Below are 18489 nucleotides of genomic sequence, written 5' to 3' on the forward strand. Positions count from 1 at the left end.
GATCATTATGCAAGCTGCGGGGGAGCGCCATGCCGTGGCACTGTGCAGTCATGACCGAACCACTTTCGCAGCCAACGACGTCGCAGGACGTGACGTTGATGATGGACCACGGCCAGTTCTATCTGCGTGGAGGCTTGGGCGACGAGGAGAACGAGTTCCCGCTCCTCGAATACGCTCTTGCAGCGCAACCGAACTCGGGTGACGGTCTCACGATGGTGGTGCTGAACCCGCATCAGAACAACTTCGAGATGCCTATTGCTGTCGAAGTGTTCGATGCACGTCCTCCTATCGACGACGATGAGTGGCAGCAAATATGTGAGGATCGGCTCGAAGTGGGACCCGAGGGTGTGCTGCAGATCGACTCGACCACTATGAGTCCGGTCGATTGCACGGTTCCGCAGGGGAAGTATCTGGTGCAGGTGGCAGGCCGCGGATTTGTCAATTACGGATGGCCAGGTGACACCACGCCGGGCGATAACTGGCGAATTCGGCTCTGGCCTGACGACGGCAGCGATACGCGACCAACGATTCAGTGGAACATGCCCGGATACGGCGTGCCGGAGAACGCTGAGCTCATCTCCGAGCCCGTTCCCTACGGCAACGAGGAGCCGAGTTGGATCACCGTCTTTCATGAGGACGGAAGCACGGAGATGGTGGAGCGAGGAGACCTCGAACAGCGACGTCTGGCTCGGCCGGAGCCGATCGAGCAGGTCGCGGGTTTCAATGGCGGCCAGACGCTCGCCGAGTTCGACCGCGACCTCGTAGTCGGACTCCTCGCTACCGACGCGGCGACCGCGCGCCGCATCGCGGTGTACTGCGCGAACGCGGCTTGCGAACACGCCGGACTGGCGGAGCTGCCGTGGGTGCGGCCGGCGCTCGACGCACTAGCCGAGAACCGAACTCCTCCGGCACCATTCGCAAACATCATGCAGATCAACGACGCGTTCGCGCCACTTTTCGCGGACCTCGCGGGTGGAGGCGCCACGACGTCTTCGAGCGCGACAGTCGTCAGTGGTCGGCCGAAGACTCCGTTCGATGGCAGAGGCGAGCCCCGATTCATGACCATACCTGCGTTGTTCAGCGCGCAGGACCCCTATCCGCACAGGGCTGCGATCGAGACAATCGTCCACGCGTCGCATGCGTACGGTTTACAGACCCCGGATCTCTACGCGGCACTCCGGGAGGCATTCCCTGAACTAAAGGGATAAGTCGCGTTCGCCGACCGGGCCATCGTCGCCACCATTAGCAGGCGGGGTAAGAAAGCCGATGACGCCAGCGCACAACAGTTCTACTAGTCGTCGGTACACGCGGTCGGGGTCTGCACCGGCCGGATAGCCTTCTTGTGCTTCCAGGACGCAGAACCCATGGAGCGCGCTGCGCAGTGACCATGCTGCTTGTTCGGAATCATCCGCGCTCAATCCGTAGCCGGCAATGACCCGATTGATGACGTCGACAACCGCGCCGACGGCGGCCACGAGGTCGGCGTGCGGGGCGGTGGGGTAGCGGTCGGTTATTGCGTACAGCCCGGGGTGTGAGCGGACGAAACTACGCCACGCGTCGGCGAGCGCGATGACGGCGTCGTCCTTGGCGAGACCGACGGCGGCTGCGCGGAGGTGCTCTGCCAGCAGTTGCCGCGCAAGCAGGCTGAGTTGATGCTGGACGTCGTCGACGCCGTTCACGTGCTTGTAGAGAGCTGACTGCCGCACGTCGAGGGTTTCGGCGAGTCGACTGAGGACCAGGGCGTCGGGGCCATGGCTGTCCACGAGTTCGGCGGCAGCGGTGATGATGCGCTCACGAGTGACCGGGATTCTCATGTGAACATCTTCCCTTTTGAGGACGGCGCAATAGTGCAGTGATAATGTATCACCATGAGTGATGAGTCATCCTCGGAAGTCGTTTCCGATGGAACTCGCGATGTTCGACGTCGTCGAGATCTGCAGGTAGTTGTCACGGGCGCCTGCATCCTGGGGATGACGTCGATCCTGTACGACCTATCCGGCGTCTCGCCCGCGACCGGCGCGTTCTTTCGGTGTCTCTACGCCGTGATTCCGCTCGTGATCGTGGTTCTCGTGCAACGACGTCGCCCGCAAGCACACCCGACTCCCGGTCGGTGGGTGTCCAAAGCCGTCGTCGCAGGTGTGTTCCTGGGTATCGACCTGGTGCTGTGGCATGAGGCGATCCACTCGATCGGCGCCGGCCTGTCGACGGTTCTGCTGAACCTGCAGGTCGTGTTCGTGGCTATCCTCGGGTACGTGATCCTGCGTCAGCGCATCACTCGCGAACTGTCCAGGAGTATGCCGCTTCTCTTCGTGGGCGTCGCGCTGGTCGCCGGTATGAGTACGTCGCTCTCGGGCGCCAACCCAGCGGTCGGTGCTTCCTATGCCATCATCGCAGCCGGGGCCTACGCGGTGTACATCTTCGTGATGGGCCACGCGACGCGAGCCGCGGGCCGGACGGGGCTGCCGATGCTGGTTTCCACCGTTGCCACCGGGATTACGGCGGGACTGTTCGGTGTGGCTACCGGGACTCTCGATCTTGCACCGCCTTTGGCAGCGCAAGGGTGGCTCGTTCTGTTGGCGTTGGTATCTCAGGTTGTGGGTTGGCTGTTGGTGGCAAGCGCTGGCCAACGGTTGCCGGCGGGTTCTGTTGCAGCGAGTCTCGTGCTGCAATCGGCGTCGGCGTTGCTGTTCGGTGCTGTCCTTCTATCTCAAATACCCAGCATGGTCCAGGTTGTGGGCGCGGTGCTGATACTTGCCGGAGTGGTTGTCGCGACGCGCCAGCCTGCAATGAAATCACCGACGCCTGGTGTCGGCAAACGAATGGAGATCAAAGCATGACTGTCGCGACAGACCGTGTCTACATCAACGGCGACATCAAGACAATGGACGGTGCATCTGCCGGCGGGCACACGGCACTGATCACCCAGGGCGGCAGTTTTGCCGCGGTCGGATCCGACGCCGAGATCACAGCATTGGCCGGTCCTGGCGTGCCGGTAGTGGATTTGGCTGGGGCAGTGGTTGTTCCCGGATTCATCGAGACGCATCTGCACCCGATCATGTGGGGGATGTGGCTCAGTGACGTCAATGCGACGACCGGTGCGTGCCCCACGATCGAGGAGGTCATCGCCGCGCTGAGTGAGCGGGCGGCGACAACGCCGGCCGGTGAGGTGGTCCAGGCCTGGGGCTTCGACGACAGCCTGGTGGCTGAAGACCGGGGGTTGACGACGGCTGATCTCGACCGGGCATCGGTGCAGCATCCGATCATGGTGCGTCACTTGTCCGGCCACGGCGTCTATGTCAACTCTGTGGCCCTGAAGATGTCCGGAATCGATGTCACGACGGTCGATCCGGAAGGCGGAGTCATCGTTCGTGATGCCGACGGTGTTCCGACCGGTGAATTGTGTGAAGTTCCGGCAATGTCCCTGGTGTACAAGCTATCTCCAGCCGTCGACCACGAAGCGTCGAGTCAAGCACTCTTGCGCGCTCAGGAAGTGATGGCCTCGGTAGGTATCACGAGCTTCCATGACATGTACGTCACCGAGGAGATGTACAGAACCTACCGCGAACTCGAAGAGACCGGCGAATTGCGTTTGCGGGCGCGCCTGTACCTCGGGCATGGTGTCCACGATCAGCTGGGCAAAGTCCCTGAACCGACACCCTTGGTGAATGTGGGAGGGGTCAAGCTGATTTCGGATGGTTCGATCCAGTTGCACACCGCTGCCTTGACAGAGCCGTACCACGATTTGGGTGGATGTCACTGCGGGGGAATGGCAATTCCGTCGGGCTCGCTCGACGCTCTGGTAACCGAGCATCATGCCGCGGGACGTCAGGTCGCGATTCACACCAATGGCGATCAGGCCATCGATTGCGCCCTCGACGCTATCGCGGCTGCTCAGACTGCGCATCCCGAAATCGACATCATGCATCGCCTCGAACACGTGCAGACACTGCGCGACGACCAGATCGAACGAATGGTCGAGCTAGGGGTTGTCGCTTCGATCTTCGTCAATCATGTTTACTACTGGGGTGATCGGCACCGCGATCGCTTCCTCGGGCAGCGGCGCGGTGAGCGGATCAGCCCGGTTGCATCGGTACTGGCGGCGGGTCTTCCTTTTGCCTTGCATTGTGATTGCCCGGTCACCCCCGTCAATCCGCTCTTCACCATGAATACCGCCGTGCATCGTGTAACCCGCGAGGGTCACGTGCTGGGCGCCGAGCAACGGGTGAGCGCCGACGTTGCACTATCCGGTTACACAAGTGCTGCTGCGCAAATTACCGGAGAAGCCGCTGACAAGGGACGTATAGCCGTTGGCCTGTTGGCAGATTTTGTCGTGCTCGACGGAGATCCGCTGCAGGAAGGTCCAGTTGATCTGTCGGCTCTGAAGGTTCTTCGCACCGTTGTCGGCGGTGAGACGATTTTCGAGGCGTAGTCGTCATCGGGCTGCTTCGAGGTGATCTAGTCGACTACTAACATCACTGGGCCGGGGCCTGTTCAGCCGGAAACTGATTCGTCCGGCAGTCCAGCATTCCGACGATGAAGCGAACGCATCTCGGTGCGAACGTCCGCAATGGGCCCACGGACCCTGACCAACGGTGCCACCTGACCGATGGGTAAGGGTGCGACCGGTCCGGGATCGACGTTCCACTCCTGCTGCCACGCGGCGAGTTGGGCGCTCGTCACCGCGATGACGATGTCGCCGAGACCTACCCAGGCGTGGGCGGCTGAGCACATCGGGCAGTGTTCGCCCGATGTGTAGACCGTCGTCCGTCCTCGAGCTTCACTACTCAAATGCTGCACGGCCCATTCCACGATGGTCAATTCAGGATGGCGAGTCGAGTCACCGCCACTCACACGATTGCGATCTTCGAACAGCACGCGCCCTTCGTCGTCGACGAGCACGGACCCGAAGGGTTTGTCACCTGCGTCCAGCGCCTCGCGCGCCAGCTCCACACATCGACGAATATGGCCCAGATCATCGGAATCGGAGAACGTCATCTCCCGATTGTGCCCTGCCGGGGTCCAAGGTTCAGCAGCGAGAATCCTCAGCTCGTCGGCGAACCGGGTTGTTGCTGTTCGAGATCGATTCGCTTGCCGTTATCGATTCGGTGGATCACTAAGCCGACAAACGCCGCAGCGACCAGCGTGAGTCCGTTGCCCGAGCTTACGACCATCCTGGTTGGACGGTTCGTAGCCTCGGTTTTCCGTCCCACTCCTGGAGCGGTGCTGATTGCCACCACCACTGCGGATCTTGCTTCACGCCTTGGATCTCGATCCGGCCGGTCACCGCGAGCAGCAGTCTGTCCGAGGGCGCGCAGCTCGGGACAACCCAAGGAAATGCCCGCGATACGGTTCGGTCGCAAATTCTCTCGGGCAACTGGAGGTCGATTTCGAGTGCCTGCGCGGCGTCGTATCCGTGCACGAGAATCTCGGTGACCGCCATGGCAACCCACCCTGCTCGATCTGCGTTCCCGCTGGGATGCCACGCGCGTTCGATGCCGAGATCTCTGAGGAGCCCCGCAAGCATGTGAGCGCTCGTCACGGCGTTGTCCAACTGCTCTGACGGATGTCCAACCCGCCCGGTGCGGACCACGGGTAATGCGTGGCATGCGCGCCGCGCGACCTGCCCGCAGTAGAAGACCAATGCGTCGGATATATGAGCGACTGTACGCACGGCCGTCCAGTCGGTAGGCGCAGCAACCTTTTGCCAACGTTGATCTGTGTCGGAGACGGCGCTCAGCGGGGTCAGTGCCATCACCGCAGCGATGACGTCGGCCGGCTTCGGTTCGCTCACTCGAACACTCTTGCATACCGCTACTGATACGAGTAAGGAGTTTCGATGCCTGTGGTGATGCCCGGTGTTTCGCCTTGTCTATCGGTTGCACGCTCCACCAGGAACCCGTGAGCAATGCGGGATCGATTCTCATCCGAGCCGAGGTCATCACTTCGGGTCTGTTGTTAGACAGAGGGCTGGCGGATCTGTGGATTGAATTCGTCTGCGTCATAGCGCTGGGTTTCACCGAGGTGAGTTCGAACCTGCGCTCGCGATCGGATGACGTGTTCGGGGTGAGTGTCGTTCCTAGGACTCGATTTCGCTATGCTGCAGATAATCTGCACCTCCGACGTAGAAGGTCTGACCAGGTTCGATATCGGTAGTTGATGCCTGAACTACGACTTGGGCGAATTCCTCGATGGTCGGCAGGACGCCCTGGTCGCGTCGTGCAGCCACTGCATCGGGATTTCGCCGTTCGAGCAGGCGCACGATGATGGTCCCGTCGATCATGTCTCCGGACACAACCGCAAGGTCGATCCGTTGTTGTTGCAGTTCGGGAATGAGAGCTCGAAGTGCATCTTCGCCTGCTCGTTTACTCAGTGCAATCGGCTCGTAGTCTTCGGGCACAGGCTTTTGGCAGACGAAGTGGGCTTGGTGGCTGGTGACGAACACGATCCGGCCACTGGGTCGCATGATGGGTCGTACGAGATCTGTCAGTGTCAGCTGTGCGTCGCGGTTCAATTGCATGGCGTAGTCCGGCCCCGCTCCTAACTCCAATCCGCCTGAGGCATTGAGGACCATCAAATCGAGGTGCCCCAACCGATTTGCGATCGACGCAACCATGGCCTCGACGCTGTCCATGTCGGCGAGGTCTGCCTGAAGAGCCCACGCTCTTCCCCCGGCAGCGTCGATCTCGTTGACCACCTTGTCCGCTCGAGCCCGTTTTTCGCGGTAATTGACGACTACGAGGTAGCCAGCAGATGCGAGCTGGAGGGCAACCTCAGCGCCAATCCCGCGAGAGGCACCAGTTACTAGAGCAACCCGTTCCACCGGATCCGCTGCCATCTCTCTACCCCCATTATTCGTTCAGCACCGAATGCTTCTGATTCAGAAGTAACTATGGGTGGTTCGAAATGAGAAGCGCAAATGAACCTCCCCCGGATCGGTCGGGAAACGATGAGGAAGCAGCAGCCGCCCGTAGCGCGATGGATCTGTTGGGCCAACGCTGGAGCCTGCGCATTGTGTGGGAACTGGAAGCCGGTCAGATGGGGTTCCTGGAACTGCGTCGACGAATGGACAACTGCTCATCGAGCATGCTGGCCGAGAGGCTTCGGCAGCTGCAAGATGCGGGGATTGTCGAGAAGAACGCAAAGCGGGCTTACGAACTTTCGTTCGCCGGTATTCGATTGAGTCAGGCTTTGGAACCGTTGTGGGACTGGTCCCGAGTCTGGGCCGCTGGTGAGCAGTTCGATCCTTTTCCTCCGGGAGCTCAGCAGTAACCTTCTGCGACAGCTCATGCATTCCGCTGCGGAATGCACTTCGTTTCCTCGTTCGTGCGCAGTTAGGTACTCGCTGCCCTTCTCGAGCATGGCGTAGAGGACGTTGCTGCGGCGTCGTGCGAGGCAGATGAGTGCCGCGCGATGGTTTTGCCTTCGGCGCGTTTTCGGTCATAGTAGGCCCGTGAGACTGGGTCTTTCAGTGCGGCGAATGCCGAAACGTACATGGCGCTTTTGAGTGTGGAGTTTTTCGCTGTGTTTTCGGTGCTCGCCTTTCGACCGACGGTCGAAAGCGCTGCGGCCGCGGCGTAGACGGCGAAGGCTCCTGCGTCGCGGATCGGACGATGTCGGTTATCTCCACAAGCATCGTCACCCCGCTTGCTGCACTGCCTCAGCGGGTACCTGCCTGCGGGGTAGTAGCTGCAGCGAGAACCACGAGGTCATCACCGCGTCTTCTGAGCTCACAGATTGGGGGGAGAAGGATGCACAACGGATTGCATACAGGGTCGATGGCAACGACGACATTACCAGTACTCCCGTTGACGGTGAACGTCGCAACGATCAATATGGCGTGGTGTTCACCTTCCGCGAGGTTGTCGCCTTCGAAGTCGAGATGGGCTTAGTTAGTTAGTGGGATCTGGCCAGCTGGTGTCGCGGTAAGAATCGACGCGTTGAAAAGCGGGGTCCTGACCGTCGTCGGTGAAAGTATCGTGAGTAGGCACATTGAATCACCCTATTCACATCGCCGGATCCACTGTGCCCAAGGAGGTCTCACTGCGTGCTGGGGGCTTTGGTGAAGATTGCAAGGTTTCCCGTGCACTGGTGGCGTAACTCGGAACACGAATGGAGTTGTCCCAAGACCACTTTTCACGACGGGGCCGCCTGGGTAGATCGATACGCCCACAGGCCCAGAGCAGGGTGGACCAACCGTCGTCGGCCGGCTCGATTTCGGGTAGAAGTCGGGCGATCACCCGGGTGCACAGCGCGTCGTCTGCCCGCCACCGAACCCCGAGACCAGTTGTGACGTCGAAGGTATGGACGACCGTCTCGAGCACGCCCATAGCGGCTGATGCTTCAGGGTCGGCCAAGCCGTACACATGATGTGCTCGGGCTGTCCGCGGTGAGACTCGCACTATCGCTGCGAGTAGCGCCGCCATGGCGGTGAACACGTCGAGCAGCCCTTCGACGCCGATATCCGGATCGACGCTGATCGAGTTCTCTGGACCACTCGGCCGTCTCGAACGCGCCTCGATCGGCAGGTGACCGGGTGTACCACCCGCACCGAGCTGTGCTGCGTAGAAGAACAAGTCGTCAGCGGTGTGTTCGACCGTCTCCCAGCAGTTCCATGTCAGGTCGCCTGCAGCGACAGACCAGTCGTTCGGAGCAGCATCGCGAAGTGCTGAGGCAGCGGCCGTGGCTGTTTCAATTACGTCGTCTGCGGTCACAGGTCCCGGCGATGTAGTCATCGCACGACTTTAAGGGCCGCTCGGCGGTTTAGGTTCTATCGTCGGATTCATGACACCACCGATGCCCATGCAACCACCGAACCGCCAGCCCATCGGATTCTGGACCGTGCGAGCTGGTGAAGCTATTCGCGCTCGTACCCGCAGCGCGTTACGCGAGGTTGGGCTCTCGCAACCCGAATGGTGGCTTCTCCATCAGCTTTCGTTGTTTCCCAACGGTGTCGACCGAGACGAGACGATCGAGAAGCTCGGCCACAACGACACGCCGGAAGCCATCATCGAGGCGATTGCATCGGCGGTCACGAAAGGTTTGGTCCATCTGTCTGGTTCGGTTATCGAGCAGACCGAGCACGGTGTCGAACAGTTTCGGGTTGGATCGGATGTTCAGCGCAGGCTTCAGGAAGAACGGATGCAGGGCATCAGCGAAGCAGACTTCGTAACAACCATCGAAGTGTTGCAGCGGACTATCGAGAACGTGGGCGGTGATGCCTGGCATTGGTAGATTGCCTCGCACTGGCTGGTTCTCGCCCCCCGCGTGCGAGGTTCTACAGGTGGTTGGAGCTGCGGTCGTGGTCAGCTGAACTGTATCCCCGCATCGCGACGCTTCCGAAGCGACGCAGAATTAGACACGGGACGTTCGTTCAGTGGACGTTCGACCACAGTGCACACTTGCGAACAGGACGGAAAGGCATCCTGCTCGACAGCATTGCTCTTCCCAACGACCCCTACCGAACCGGAGCCCCTGCTCATGACTACTCCCCACACACCGATTGCCGACCGCGTTGCAGAGCATCAGCGGAAATCAGCGACACGACTGCCTGCAGAAGTGAGGGCGGCCTTCGATGCCGACCTGGCACGCGTCACCTCAGCGGGGATACCGGCAGATGTCGTTTCCGCCGGCACTGCCATGCCTGACGGAGACGTTGTCGACGAGCGCGGACATCCCACTACGTTGTCGACGGTCCGGGCCGGCCGCCCCGCAGTGGTGGTCTTCTACCGAGGGGCGTGGTGTCCGTACTGCAACCTGACACTCCGCGCCTACCAGGAAACTTTGGTCAGTGAGCTCGACGCTCGCGGCGTCGCTCTGGTGGCTGTCAGTCCTCAGAAGCCGGACGGTTCGCTGTCGATGCAACAGAAGAATGATTTGACCTACACAGTGGTCTCCGACCCGGGGAACCAGATCGCAGGCCGGCTCGGCATCCTCACCGCAACAGGGAAAGAAGCCCGTGACGCGCAGGCAAGCCTGGGACTCGATCTCGCCGACATCAATGCCGATGGCACTCATGCACTTCCGTTTCCCACGGTGGTCATAGTCGACGCTGCCGGCTCGATCCGGTGGATCGATGTGCACCCCGACTACACCACCCGTAGCGAGCCCGCCCAGATCCTCTCCGCCCTCGACGCTGCCCTCGCAAACCACCAGTAACAACAACGACGAACGTCGCTACTTGCGAACAAAGAATCGGTGCCCGCTGGACACCGATTCTTCACTCGTATCGCAATAGGTTCAGGCAGTCGGGCCGACGCTCTCCCGGCTAACGGCCCCCGGCGCGGCGAAGCGCCGATGCAGGCCCACTGTCAGGAGGATGGCAACCACGATGCCGATCAGCGGAGGAATACCCACCTCGAACTCTCCGGAGAGCCATGCAAGGAACGCTGCGATGGCGTAGACAGCGAGGTGGCGCCAGTACACCGGCTGCGGGGTGTGGTCTTCGGGAATGCCTCGACGCCATCGGCACAAGAAGTCCCCGATGAGCACGCCTCCCAATGGTGGGATGAAGGTTCCCAGCAGACTGAGATAGTCCACGAGATGGTTGTGCACGCCGGTCAGCGCGAGAAGGGTGCCGATCACACACCCGCCGATGATAAATGGCGCCTTTCGTGGGTGCCTGAACATCTCGGCACCGGCGACTCCGAAGGCATATGCGGTGTCGGCGTTGCTCTTCCAGAGGTTTCCGAACAGAAGCACCAAACCCCAACCGACCAGCCCGAGATTATAGAGAACAAGCACGAAGTCACCCTCACCGAAGGTGATCGCTCCGATTGCGCCGAACAGGATCATCAGTCCATTGCCAACGAGGAACCCGATTATGCATGCCCAAGCTGCTTGCGATCCGGAACGAGCGAATCGGGTCCAGTTGGGCGCCTGCGTCCCCGCCGATACAAATGTGCCGACCACCGTCGTGATTGCGAGCGTGACTGTCATCGTCGTCGTGGGTTCGATCGAAGTCAGACCTGAGAATCCGCCGACCTCGTCGAGGGACCTGGACACCACCCAGCAAGCCAGTGCGATGATCAACGGAGTCGAGATCAACGAGACCCAATACATCCCGCGGTATCCGTAGCACGCAGTGATGCACATAAGAATGCTCGCCGCGATCATCACCGCCGCGCGGGCGGCGTACGACTCCCAGCCCAAAGCTTGAGCGGTGAGCTCGCCGATCGTGCCGATAATGACGCCGTACCAACCGATTTGGGTGCCACCGAGCAACAACGAGGCCAGCTTGGACCCGCGAGAGCCGAAGCTATAGCGCGCCATGACGACGGTCGTCAGGCCGGTGCGAGCACCGGCGTACCCCATCATGGCGACGTACGCGCCCAAGATCGCCGATCCGGCCGCGATCACCATCATCAACTTCCAGAACGAGAATGCGGTGCCGAGCGCAGCACCGGCGAGCATCGTCGGTGTGAAGATCGTGAACCCCAGCAGCACCACTGCGAGCGAGAAGAACGGCTTACGGGCACTGAGCGGCACCGGTGTGACGGGATAATCCAGGTCGATGGGGGTGCCAGTGTCCGTGCAGTCGGCTTCCACCGGCACGGGTTCAGCTGTGCTGCTCATGCTTGCTCGCCAATGTCTTCGAGCCACAGGCTCGGTCGCTCGGCCAGCATGCGTTCCATCAGCGTCATGCACTCGGCGTCGTCGACCACGTCGACCTGCACCCCGTGCTCACGCAACCAGGATTCCGACGACTCGAACGAGCTGTTTTCACCGACTACGATTCTTGGAATCTCGTACAGCACAGCAGTACCCGCGCACATGAAGCATGGCGACAAAGTTGTATAGAGGACACACTTACGGTAAACCGAAGCCTGGAGCCGCCCCGCTTGTTCGATGCAATCGGTTTCTCCGTGGCGGATGGCGCTGTTCATTTGAACTCTGCGGTTGCGGCCCACAGCGAGAACTTCGCCCTCGTGAACCAACGCCGCACCGATCGGCACGCCACCTTCCTCCCAGCCGATCCTCGCCTGTTCGATGGCGAGTCCGAGAAAGTACTCATCTGTGCGGACTGAATTGTTCAAGTGTCCTCCTTGACGAAGATGAAGCGTCCTTGTGGCGCGTATCACAATTCGACCAGGCTTGAAATGGGTTGCCAAGGGACAAGGTGTCAATTGGGCAGAAGGCACTCTATGACGAACTGTCCCTGTGGCCGAGTATTGACCGATGCTGCCCACTCTGCGAGAAGTTCTCGCTCTGCCTTCGTTCAAGGCTGCCGCCGTCGAGGCGCTCGCGGGCTCTCCTGATACTGCGGTGATCCGCTGGGTCCATTCGTCCGAGGTGTACGAGATGGGCGGACTGCTCGCCGGCGGAGAGCTTCTTCTCACAACGGGACTCGGTCTCCAGGGGCGGTCCGCCGAGCAGCTGACCGCCTACCTTGACCAGGTGGCGGACGCCGGTTGCGTTGCACTCGCGATAGAGGTCGGACGCTCGTTCCTCACCGCCCCGCCCGAGCTCATCGAGGCTTCTCGACGTCGGGGCGTGGCGTTCCTTACCCTGCATGCGGTGGTTCCGTTCGAGCGGATGGTCGAAGACTTTCACGACCTGATAGTCCGTCGCAGGCTCGGTTCGCCGCGGGCCGGTGATCCTGTCTGGCAGGAACTTCTGGATCTCGTCGTGGCGGGGCAGGGGATGACCGCGCTGCTCAACGGGATCGCGCGCCTCGCCGGGTGCGGGGTCGATCTTGTCGACGCGGAGGGCCGAGTCGTCGAACGCAACGCCACCGCCGCGGAGCGGTCGGAGAGTGAGCGGACGATCCTCGATGTGCGCGGTCCAACCGGCTCGCTCGGGCGACTCGTCCTGAGCGGACGGGCGACCGCGCGGCGTTCCGCTGTCGCAAAGTGCGCGGCTGTCGCGGTGGCCCTGGAAATGGGTCGCCACCCTGACCTCAGCCCCCGTCAATCGCTCGCTCAGTCGGTGATCACCGACCTGGTGGGAGGCGTGCTCACCTCCCACGGTGACCTGTCCGAGCGATTGAGTACTGCAGGCTGGACACCACTGGACGGTCAGCATGTACTCGTTGTTGCCGTTGATGTCGATCATCGAACACCGGTTCGCGAGCTCGCCGCCCCTGTCCGGGAGGCGGTCGAGGCAGTACTCGGTCGATGCCTGATCGGGGTGACCGCGAACCACATAGTCGTGCTCGCTCAGGGATGGTTACACGCCTCGCCGGCGCGCGTTCGGGCCGCCTTCATCGAAGTCGACGCGCTACTGCGCCGGGGACCCGGCGGATCGGCGATACGCACGCTGGGGGTGGCAGCGCCGGTCCAGCAACTATCCGACATCTCGACGGCGCTCGGTCAGGCACGAGAGATCGTCCAGATCGCCCGGCGTTTCGGAACCCGAACCGGGGTTATCCTCGCGAGGGATGTCGGTATCCAACGGTTGCTCGCCGCCGGGGTACCGGCGACCATGCTCAACGCATTCATCGCCGAGCAGCTCGGCCCCGTGATCGCCTACGACACACAGCATTCCGCAGACCTTGTCAGGACTCTAGATGCGTTCATCGCAAACCGGGGCAGCAAGGCCCAGACCGCTGTCCTTCTGGGGATTCGACGTCAGTCTCTCTATGGCCGCTTGGCCCGTCTCGAGAAGCTGCTGGGCGCACCCCTCGATGATCCGATGCAGTTGGTGTGCTTGGGTCTGGCACTGACCGCATGGCGCATGAAGACCGGTCTCGACCCGCAGGCCGCTTTCGCGCGTTCCTCGAACGGCCAGCCGTAATCCGCTGCATCTGTTTCGGCGGATGGGGTGCGGCGCCCACTTCCTCGTTTCGGTGGTTGTGTCACTCACTGCTCGCCGTTGGACTCGGTTCTGGTCGAATCCGTGCACCGGAAGCTTGGCCGATATCACCCGTCGTGTGGCTGGAATCGACCGCTCCTTACCGCCCCGACTCGTCCAGCCTCGACGAGTGGCGAACGAAAACTCTGGAGAGCGAATTACGGTTTCGGGACCATCGGTCTGCCTATCCCGAAAGCAGGCTGTCCGGTGAATGGTGGTCCACACCGGTCTCCGGTAACACGCTCACCACCACCCGAACTCGAAACGGGATCGGCGCACTGGAACTGCTGATGGAAGAAGACTCGGACGGTGGCGGAGAAGCAAGAGTCCGGCCCGTCCACGTCCGCAACTCACCCCGCGTGTACGAGATTTCCACGCCGCAGGAATGGGCCAATCTGGTCGAAAGATACCCATTGGCCGTGCCGGAGTCGAGGCGCTCCGACTGGTTCGAGACCACCGGGAAGTACCGTAACTGGTTCATCCCCGACTGGGCCGCAGTAGCTGAAGATTACGACCCGGCGCACCTCGGTTTGCACGGTTATTTGACTACACTCGGTATCGCAATCTCCTTGTCCGACAACAAACGATCGACGTTGCTCGGTGGGTGGGATCCTGACGCGACCTTTTGGCTCGATCCCAATGTCATCGAGATCGATGACGAACCGACGCTGTGGCGTCACACCGACGAGCGTTGGGAACGAACATGACAATCCATTTTTCATGGTCGCAGTCTCTATGGATCACCTTCATCTTCGTTGGCGTGCCTTCGATGTTCGGTGCACTTCTCCTATGGAGTAGGTCCTCGAAGCGTAACGAAAGTATGGGCACCGGCTGTCTGGGGTTGTGGGCCACCGGACTCCTCGCGTTCGTCTTCGGATTCGCCTCGTGCGCAGGTTGGCTGAGCTGGTCTGCCGAGCAGAGAGGTGAGTTCCGAGGGCCCGGACTTCCCGCGCCGATTCAGTTCAATACCTCTGGTGTGGCGTCGACTGCGGAATCGGGCTTACCTATGTTCTCGACAAGGTCGACGGACACTGGACGGTCACCGGAACGACCGGGCCGATCAGCATTTCCTGATCTGCTTAGATTCGTCGCGCTTATTGTGTGCACTGCGGCGGATAGACTTCGATGATGCCCCGCTCCGTTCCTGCGGTCTCACATCCGATCGGATTGTGGGGCGTTGTAGCCATCGGCGTCGGAGGCATGGTCGGCGGCGGGATCTTCGCCGTCCTCGGACTATCGGTGCAGATCACCAAAGGCGCCGCACCGATCGCGTTTCTCCTGGCCGGGCTGGTAGCGTTGCTGACTGCGAGATCGTATGCGCTGCTCTCGAAGTCGTATCCGAGCCGCGGAGGCACGGTGACGTTCGTCAATCGTGCGTTCGGCACGGGATTGTTTTCCGGTGGCATCAATGTGCTGCTGTGGATGAGCTACATCGTTATGTTGGCGCTGTATTCACAGGCGTTCGGGAGCTACGCGTCCAGTTTCCTGCCACCGGAGTTTCGCAGCCTTGGCAAGCATCTCCTTCTCACAGCGGCGATCGTCCTCATCACCGTTCTCAACATCGCCGGTGCATCTACGATCGCTCGCACCGAGCGCTATGTCGTGGCGATCAAGATCGCTATCTTGGTGTTGTTCGTGGTGGTCGGGCTGGCTGGGGTCTCCGCAGAACGGCTCGAACCGTCACAGTGGAGCTCCCCGATCTCCATCGTGGCAGGCGGCATGATCATCTTCTTGGCCTACGAAGGATTCGAACTGATCGCCAACACCGCCGAGGACGTCGACGATCCCGGCCGCACCCTCACGAGGGCCTACTACATTTCGGTGCTCTTCGTGATCGTGTTGTACGTGCTCGTCGCTGTTGTCTCCGTGGGGGCCGTGCCGTTAGCGAGCCTGATCGACGCGCGTGACTACGCGCTGGCCGAGGCCGCCCGCCCCGCCCTCGGAGCAGTCGGGTTCACGATGATCGGTATTGCGGCGATGCTCTCGACTGCGTCGGCGATCAACGCCACTTTGTACGGATCGGCTCGGATGATCTACGTCATCTCCAAGTCGCGAGAACTACCTGCCCAGCTCCAACGTCCAATCTGGAACCACCCGATCGAAGGGCTGCTGATCACCTCCGGATCGACCATCGTGCTCGCGAATGCACTGGACCTGAACAGCATCTCCACCATGGGTAGCGCGGGCTTTCTCATCATCTTCGCCGTGGTGAACGCCGCTGAAGCTCGCACAGCGCGCCAGCGTGGATCGACGCCGTGGATCGCTGTCCTGTCAGCTACGGCGTGTGCCGGCGCGCTGGCAGCTCTACTTGCCGAGAGCACCGTCGGCCCCGCGACCGTCCTGGCAGTTATGGTGGCGCTGTCCTTCGGTATCGAAGCAGCCTTTCGGCACTTTCGTGGCCCGGCACCAAAGTTGTAGGACCTCATGGCCGTTCAGTCCCCGTCCCGGCCAGCGTCGCGGCAAGATGGCTGTCGGGGACGGGTTGGGGCCGAGCTGTTCTGGAATAGTTCCTACGCATGGAATCAGTTGTGACCTTGTCGGCGAAGGACGCGGGTGAGCTATTCACGCTCCAGCGTGCCGCTTACGTGACCGAGGCCCAGGCCCACGAGGATCTGAACCTTCCTCCGTTGGTCGAATCGCTGACCGAGGTGACGAATGAACTCGACAAGCCTGAAGTGGATTCGTTCGGGTTGCGTGATGGCGCACAACGCCTCGTCGGGGCGGTACGTGTGCGTGTCCTTCCTTCAAATGCGCGGTGTGCAGAGGTGGGCAGGCTGGTCGTAGCCCCTGATGTACAGGGTCGTGGATTGGGAAGTCGGTTGCTCGAACTCGTGGAAGAGCGAGTTTCTGAGGACATCACCGAGCTGAAGCTGTTCACCGGCGAACGCAGTGTCGGTAATCTGCGGCTCTACTCGAGGTTCGGGTACCAGGAAACACATCGTGTACCGACTTCGAGCGGCTATGCACTTGTCTATCTGAGCAAGCGACTGCGATAGAAATAGTCCTCGATATGGCCGGTACGTTTCCGGCTCCGCATCTGCACCGCCAAAAACTCTGGTCTGCTCTTTTTCCTGTTGCACGGTTCACAAGAACCGAACTCGGTTGATAATCATACAAAGCAAGCTCGCGACCTGACCGCAGTTCACCCGCTCAGGTGACCTGCGGGGCGCGGATCGCGGGTTGGTGTCATGCCTCAGCACCCCGATCCGTCTACCGCCGCAACCGGAGCAGTCTCCGCTCACTCGTACCGACTGAGCGGAGACTGGCGGCAAGTGGATTCAGCCGGGGTTGTCGAGAACGAGCAGCCCAGGGGGAGTCCTATGTTGCGGGAACGACTGGAGGCATCGTGAAGGTGCCGGCCAGCACGTCTGCACCGGGGATGTAGGACCTGGCGAAGAGGATGAACTTCTTTCCGTCGGCCGGGCTGGGTAGCCAGTTCGCGGCCGCTTCGGCCGAGGGTGCTGTTGGTTGAATGTGGAGATCGATGCTGCCATCAGGGTTGGAGATCAACCCTTCGGTCTCACTGCTGATGACATAACGGTCGATCGGGTTCGGCGATGGGTATTGGCCATTCTCCCGAACCTCGTACAGCGTGACCGACCAGAATGCCTCTGCGGGAATTCCACCCTCGGGTAGGCGAAGCACGTAGCCCTCGGTGCCGAGCAGCGGGGCATTGTCGGCGTCGGTGAAGGTGATCCAGTAGTTCGCCTCCTTGCGGTCCATCCCCAACATGCCGCCGCCGGCCGACAATGCAAAGGCCCGTCGGGTGTAGTCCCATTGCTCCGTGGTGCCGAGAACCGATCCGGGCGGGTTGTAGTTGGTCCAGCCCTGCGATGGGCGGTTCGCGAACTCTTGCATGTAGCGACCGAACTCGGGATATTTCGCGTTCCACGCTGCCTTGATGTCATCGGGCAGGGGTCCCCAGCCGCAGTCGGCACCACAGATGCCGACCTCACGGAACCGGTCGACAGCCGACTGGTCATGCGCTGGCGGTGGGTTCAGCTCGAGCATCTGATTGACGACATCGAGGTAGTTCTCGGGGTCATCGTCGGTGGGCTGAACCCGCTTCGTCGAGCTTTCCGACACAGGTTGAGTGGGGGTGAAGCGGAATCCATCCTGTACAGCATTCGCCGCAACTTGGTCGGCGGTCCCGGTCGTCTGAACGCGCAGGTTGACATAGACGTCGTTCGTGGGCGCTCTGACCACAGTGGCGTCGGCGGGGGCCTCACCCTGCCAGTCCGGCCCCACGACCAGATGCTTCTGCGCTTGCGTGCCGGTGGTGCGCTCGCCGGCGTAGAAGAAGCTGTTAGAGTAGAAGTCGATCAAGACCAGCGAGTAGTAGCGTGACTGCACTTCCGGAATATCAAGGTAGACAGGTCCGTCCGCCAAATTCAACCAGGCAGTGGAGTAGAGAACGTCCTGGCTCGGCCCGTTCGCCCAAGTGTCGTCGGGCCCTGCCAGTGACCGTGAGTGCACGAAGTTGTTCAGCGTGGTGCTCGTCCGTGAGTCGGTCGTCTCCAACGCCGTCCATCGATAACGTGAAAGGTCGTAGAGCGGAAACGCGAAACTGTAGGCTTCCTTGATTGTTGCGTCGAGATCCGTCGCCGTCACTGCTGGTTCCGATTCTGGTTCCGATTCCGTGGCGCCCGATGAGCAGCTCGACGCGGCGAATACAGCCAAGCAAAGTCCTGCTATGAGCGC

General features: G+C 61.2%; 18 protein-coding genes and 1 pseudogene. 10 read left to right on the forward strand and 9 right to left on the reverse strand.

Going from position 1 to position 18489, the window contains the following annotated elements:
- Positions 1-50 precede the first annotated feature (50 nt).
- Entirely contained in the window at positions 51-1208 is a 1158-nt protein-coding gene (locus BJD99_RS20895; protein ID WP_179142161.1) for a hypothetical protein, read from the forward strand.
- Here BJD99_RS20895 and BJD99_RS02720 read toward each other — a convergent pair.
- On the reverse strand, positions 1197-1814 hold the full coding sequence (locus BJD99_RS02720; protein WP_084345265.1) for a TetR/AcrR family transcriptional regulator: 618 nt from the start codon (positions 1812-1814) through the stop codon (positions 1197-1199). The two genes, BJD99_RS20895 and BJD99_RS02720, sit on opposite strands and share 12 nt — an antisense overlap.
- A 54-nt stretch (positions 1815-1868) precedes the next feature.
- Here BJD99_RS02720 and BJD99_RS02725 point away from each other — a divergent pair, with 54 nt between their 5' ends.
- Together BJD99_RS02725 and BJD99_RS02730 are read left to right on the forward strand one after the other, a co-directional pair.
- The gene (locus BJD99_RS02725; protein WP_084345266.1) at positions 1869-2837 is read left to right on the forward strand and encodes a DMT family transporter; all 969 of its coding nucleotides are present in this window, start codon (positions 1869-1871) and stop codon (positions 2835-2837) included.
- Entirely contained in the window at positions 2834-4429 is a 1596-nt protein-coding gene (locus BJD99_RS02730) for an amidohydrolase (protein ID WP_084345267.1), read from the forward strand. The genes BJD99_RS02725 and BJD99_RS02730 overlap by 4 nt, the downstream gene beginning before the upstream one ends.
- Positions 4430-4491: 62 nt before the next feature.
- Here BJD99_RS02730 and BJD99_RS02735 read toward each other — a convergent pair whose 3' ends face one another.
- The 3 genes from BJD99_RS02735 to BJD99_RS02745 all read right to left on the reverse strand — a co-directional run bounded on the left by BJD99_RS02735 (position 4492) and on the right by BJD99_RS02745 (position 6835).
- Positions 4492-4995, reverse strand: a complete 504-nt coding sequence (locus BJD99_RS02735; protein WP_084345268.1) for a nucleoside deaminase — start codon at positions 4993-4995, stop codon at positions 4492-4494.
- A 166-nt stretch (positions 4996-5161) separates the two neighbouring features.
- Positions 5162-5791 carry a hypothetical protein gene (locus BJD99_RS02740; protein WP_084345269.1) on the reverse strand — a complete coding sequence of 210 codons (630 nt, stop codon included), beginning with the start codon at positions 5789-5791 and terminating at the stop codon, positions 5162-5164.
- Between the two features lie 285 nt (positions 5792-6076).
- Positions 6077-6835, reverse strand: a complete 759-nt coding sequence (locus BJD99_RS02745) for an SDR family oxidoreductase (RefSeq protein WP_084345270.1) — start codon at positions 6833-6835, stop codon at positions 6077-6079.
- 68 nt (positions 6836-6903) lie between these two features.
- Here BJD99_RS02745 and BJD99_RS02750 point away from each other — a divergent pair, with 68 nt between their 5' ends.
- On the forward strand, positions 6904-7269 hold the full coding sequence (locus tag BJD99_RS02750; protein ID WP_256895407.1) for a helix-turn-helix domain-containing protein: 366 nt from the start codon (positions 6904-6906) through the stop codon (positions 7267-7269).
- Positions 7270-7335: 66 nt separating this feature from the next.
- On the opposite strand, the pseudogene BJD99_RS20695 reads toward BJD99_RS02750, so the two are convergent.
- Positions 7336-7514, reverse strand: a pseudogene (locus BJD99_RS20695) (IS110 family transposase); the annotation flags it as partial.
- Between the two features lie 489 nt (positions 7515-8003).
- Entirely contained in the window at positions 8004-8732 is a 729-nt protein-coding gene (locus BJD99_RS02755; RefSeq protein WP_218775699.1) for a hypothetical protein, read from the reverse strand.
- Positions 8733-8781: 49 nt separating this feature from the next.
- Here BJD99_RS02755 and BJD99_RS02760 point away from each other — a divergent pair, with 49 nt between their 5' ends.
- Both BJD99_RS02760 and BJD99_RS02765 read left to right on the forward strand, forming a co-directional pair.
- The gene (locus tag BJD99_RS02760; protein ID WP_084345272.1) at positions 8782-9231 is read left to right on the forward strand and encodes a hypothetical protein; all 450 of its coding nucleotides are present in this window, start codon (positions 8782-8784) and stop codon (positions 9229-9231) included.
- Positions 9232-9477: 246 nt separating this feature from the next.
- Positions 9478-10155, forward strand: a complete 678-nt coding sequence (locus tag BJD99_RS02765; RefSeq protein ID WP_084345273.1) for a peroxiredoxin-like family protein — start codon at positions 9478-9480, stop codon at positions 10153-10155.
- An 81-nt stretch (positions 10156-10236) separates the two neighbouring features.
- Here the strand turns inward: BJD99_RS02765 and codB are convergent, their stop codons facing one another.
- On the reverse strand, positions 10237-11571 hold the full coding sequence (gene codB, locus BJD99_RS02770) for a cytosine permease (RefSeq protein ID WP_084345274.1): 1335 nt from the start codon (positions 11569-11571) through the stop codon (positions 10237-10239).
- On the reverse strand, positions 11568-12032 hold the full coding sequence (locus BJD99_RS02775) for a nucleoside deaminase (RefSeq protein ID WP_084345275.1): 465 nt from the start codon (positions 12030-12032) through the stop codon (positions 11568-11570). The genes codB and BJD99_RS02775 overlap by 4 nt, the downstream gene beginning before the upstream one ends.
- A gap of 142 nt (positions 12033-12174) precedes the next feature.
- Between BJD99_RS02775 and BJD99_RS02780 the strand changes: the two genes are divergently transcribed.
- The 4 genes from BJD99_RS02780 (at position 12175) to BJD99_RS02795 (ending at position 16784) form a co-directional block, all read left to right on the forward strand.
- Positions 12175-13731 carry a PucR family transcriptional regulator ligand-binding domain-containing protein gene (locus tag BJD99_RS02780; protein ID WP_084345276.1) on the forward strand — a complete coding sequence of 519 codons (1557 nt, stop codon included), beginning with the start codon at positions 12175-12177 and terminating at the stop codon, positions 13729-13731.
- A gap of 134 nt (positions 13732-13865) precedes the next feature.
- Positions 13866-14495, forward strand: a complete 630-nt coding sequence (locus BJD99_RS02785) for a hypothetical protein (protein WP_084345277.1) — start codon at positions 13866-13868, stop codon at positions 14493-14495.
- Between the two features lie 421 nt (positions 14496-14916).
- Positions 14917-16206, forward strand: a complete 1290-nt coding sequence (locus BJD99_RS02790; RefSeq protein ID WP_256895411.1) for an APC family permease — start codon at positions 14917-14919, stop codon at positions 16204-16206.
- A 98-nt stretch (positions 16207-16304) separates the two neighbouring features.
- On the forward strand, positions 16305-16784 hold the full coding sequence (locus tag BJD99_RS02795) for a GNAT family N-acetyltransferase (protein ID WP_084345279.1): 480 nt from the start codon (positions 16305-16307) through the stop codon (positions 16782-16784).
- Between the two features lie 322 nt (positions 16785-17106).
- Here BJD99_RS02795 and BJD99_RS02800 read toward each other — a convergent pair whose 3' ends face one another.
- A complete protein-coding gene (locus BJD99_RS02800; RefSeq protein ID WP_218775700.1) occupies positions 17107-18399 on the reverse strand; it encodes a DUF1254 domain-containing protein in 1293 nt (430 codons plus the stop codon).
- Between the last annotated feature and the right edge of the window lie 90 nt (positions 18400-18489).

The sequence above is a fragment of the Rhodococcus sp. 1163 genome (assembly GCF_002091985.1).
Classification (GTDB): Bacteria; Actinomycetota; Actinomycetes; order Mycobacteriales; family Mycobacteriaceae; genus Rhodococcoides.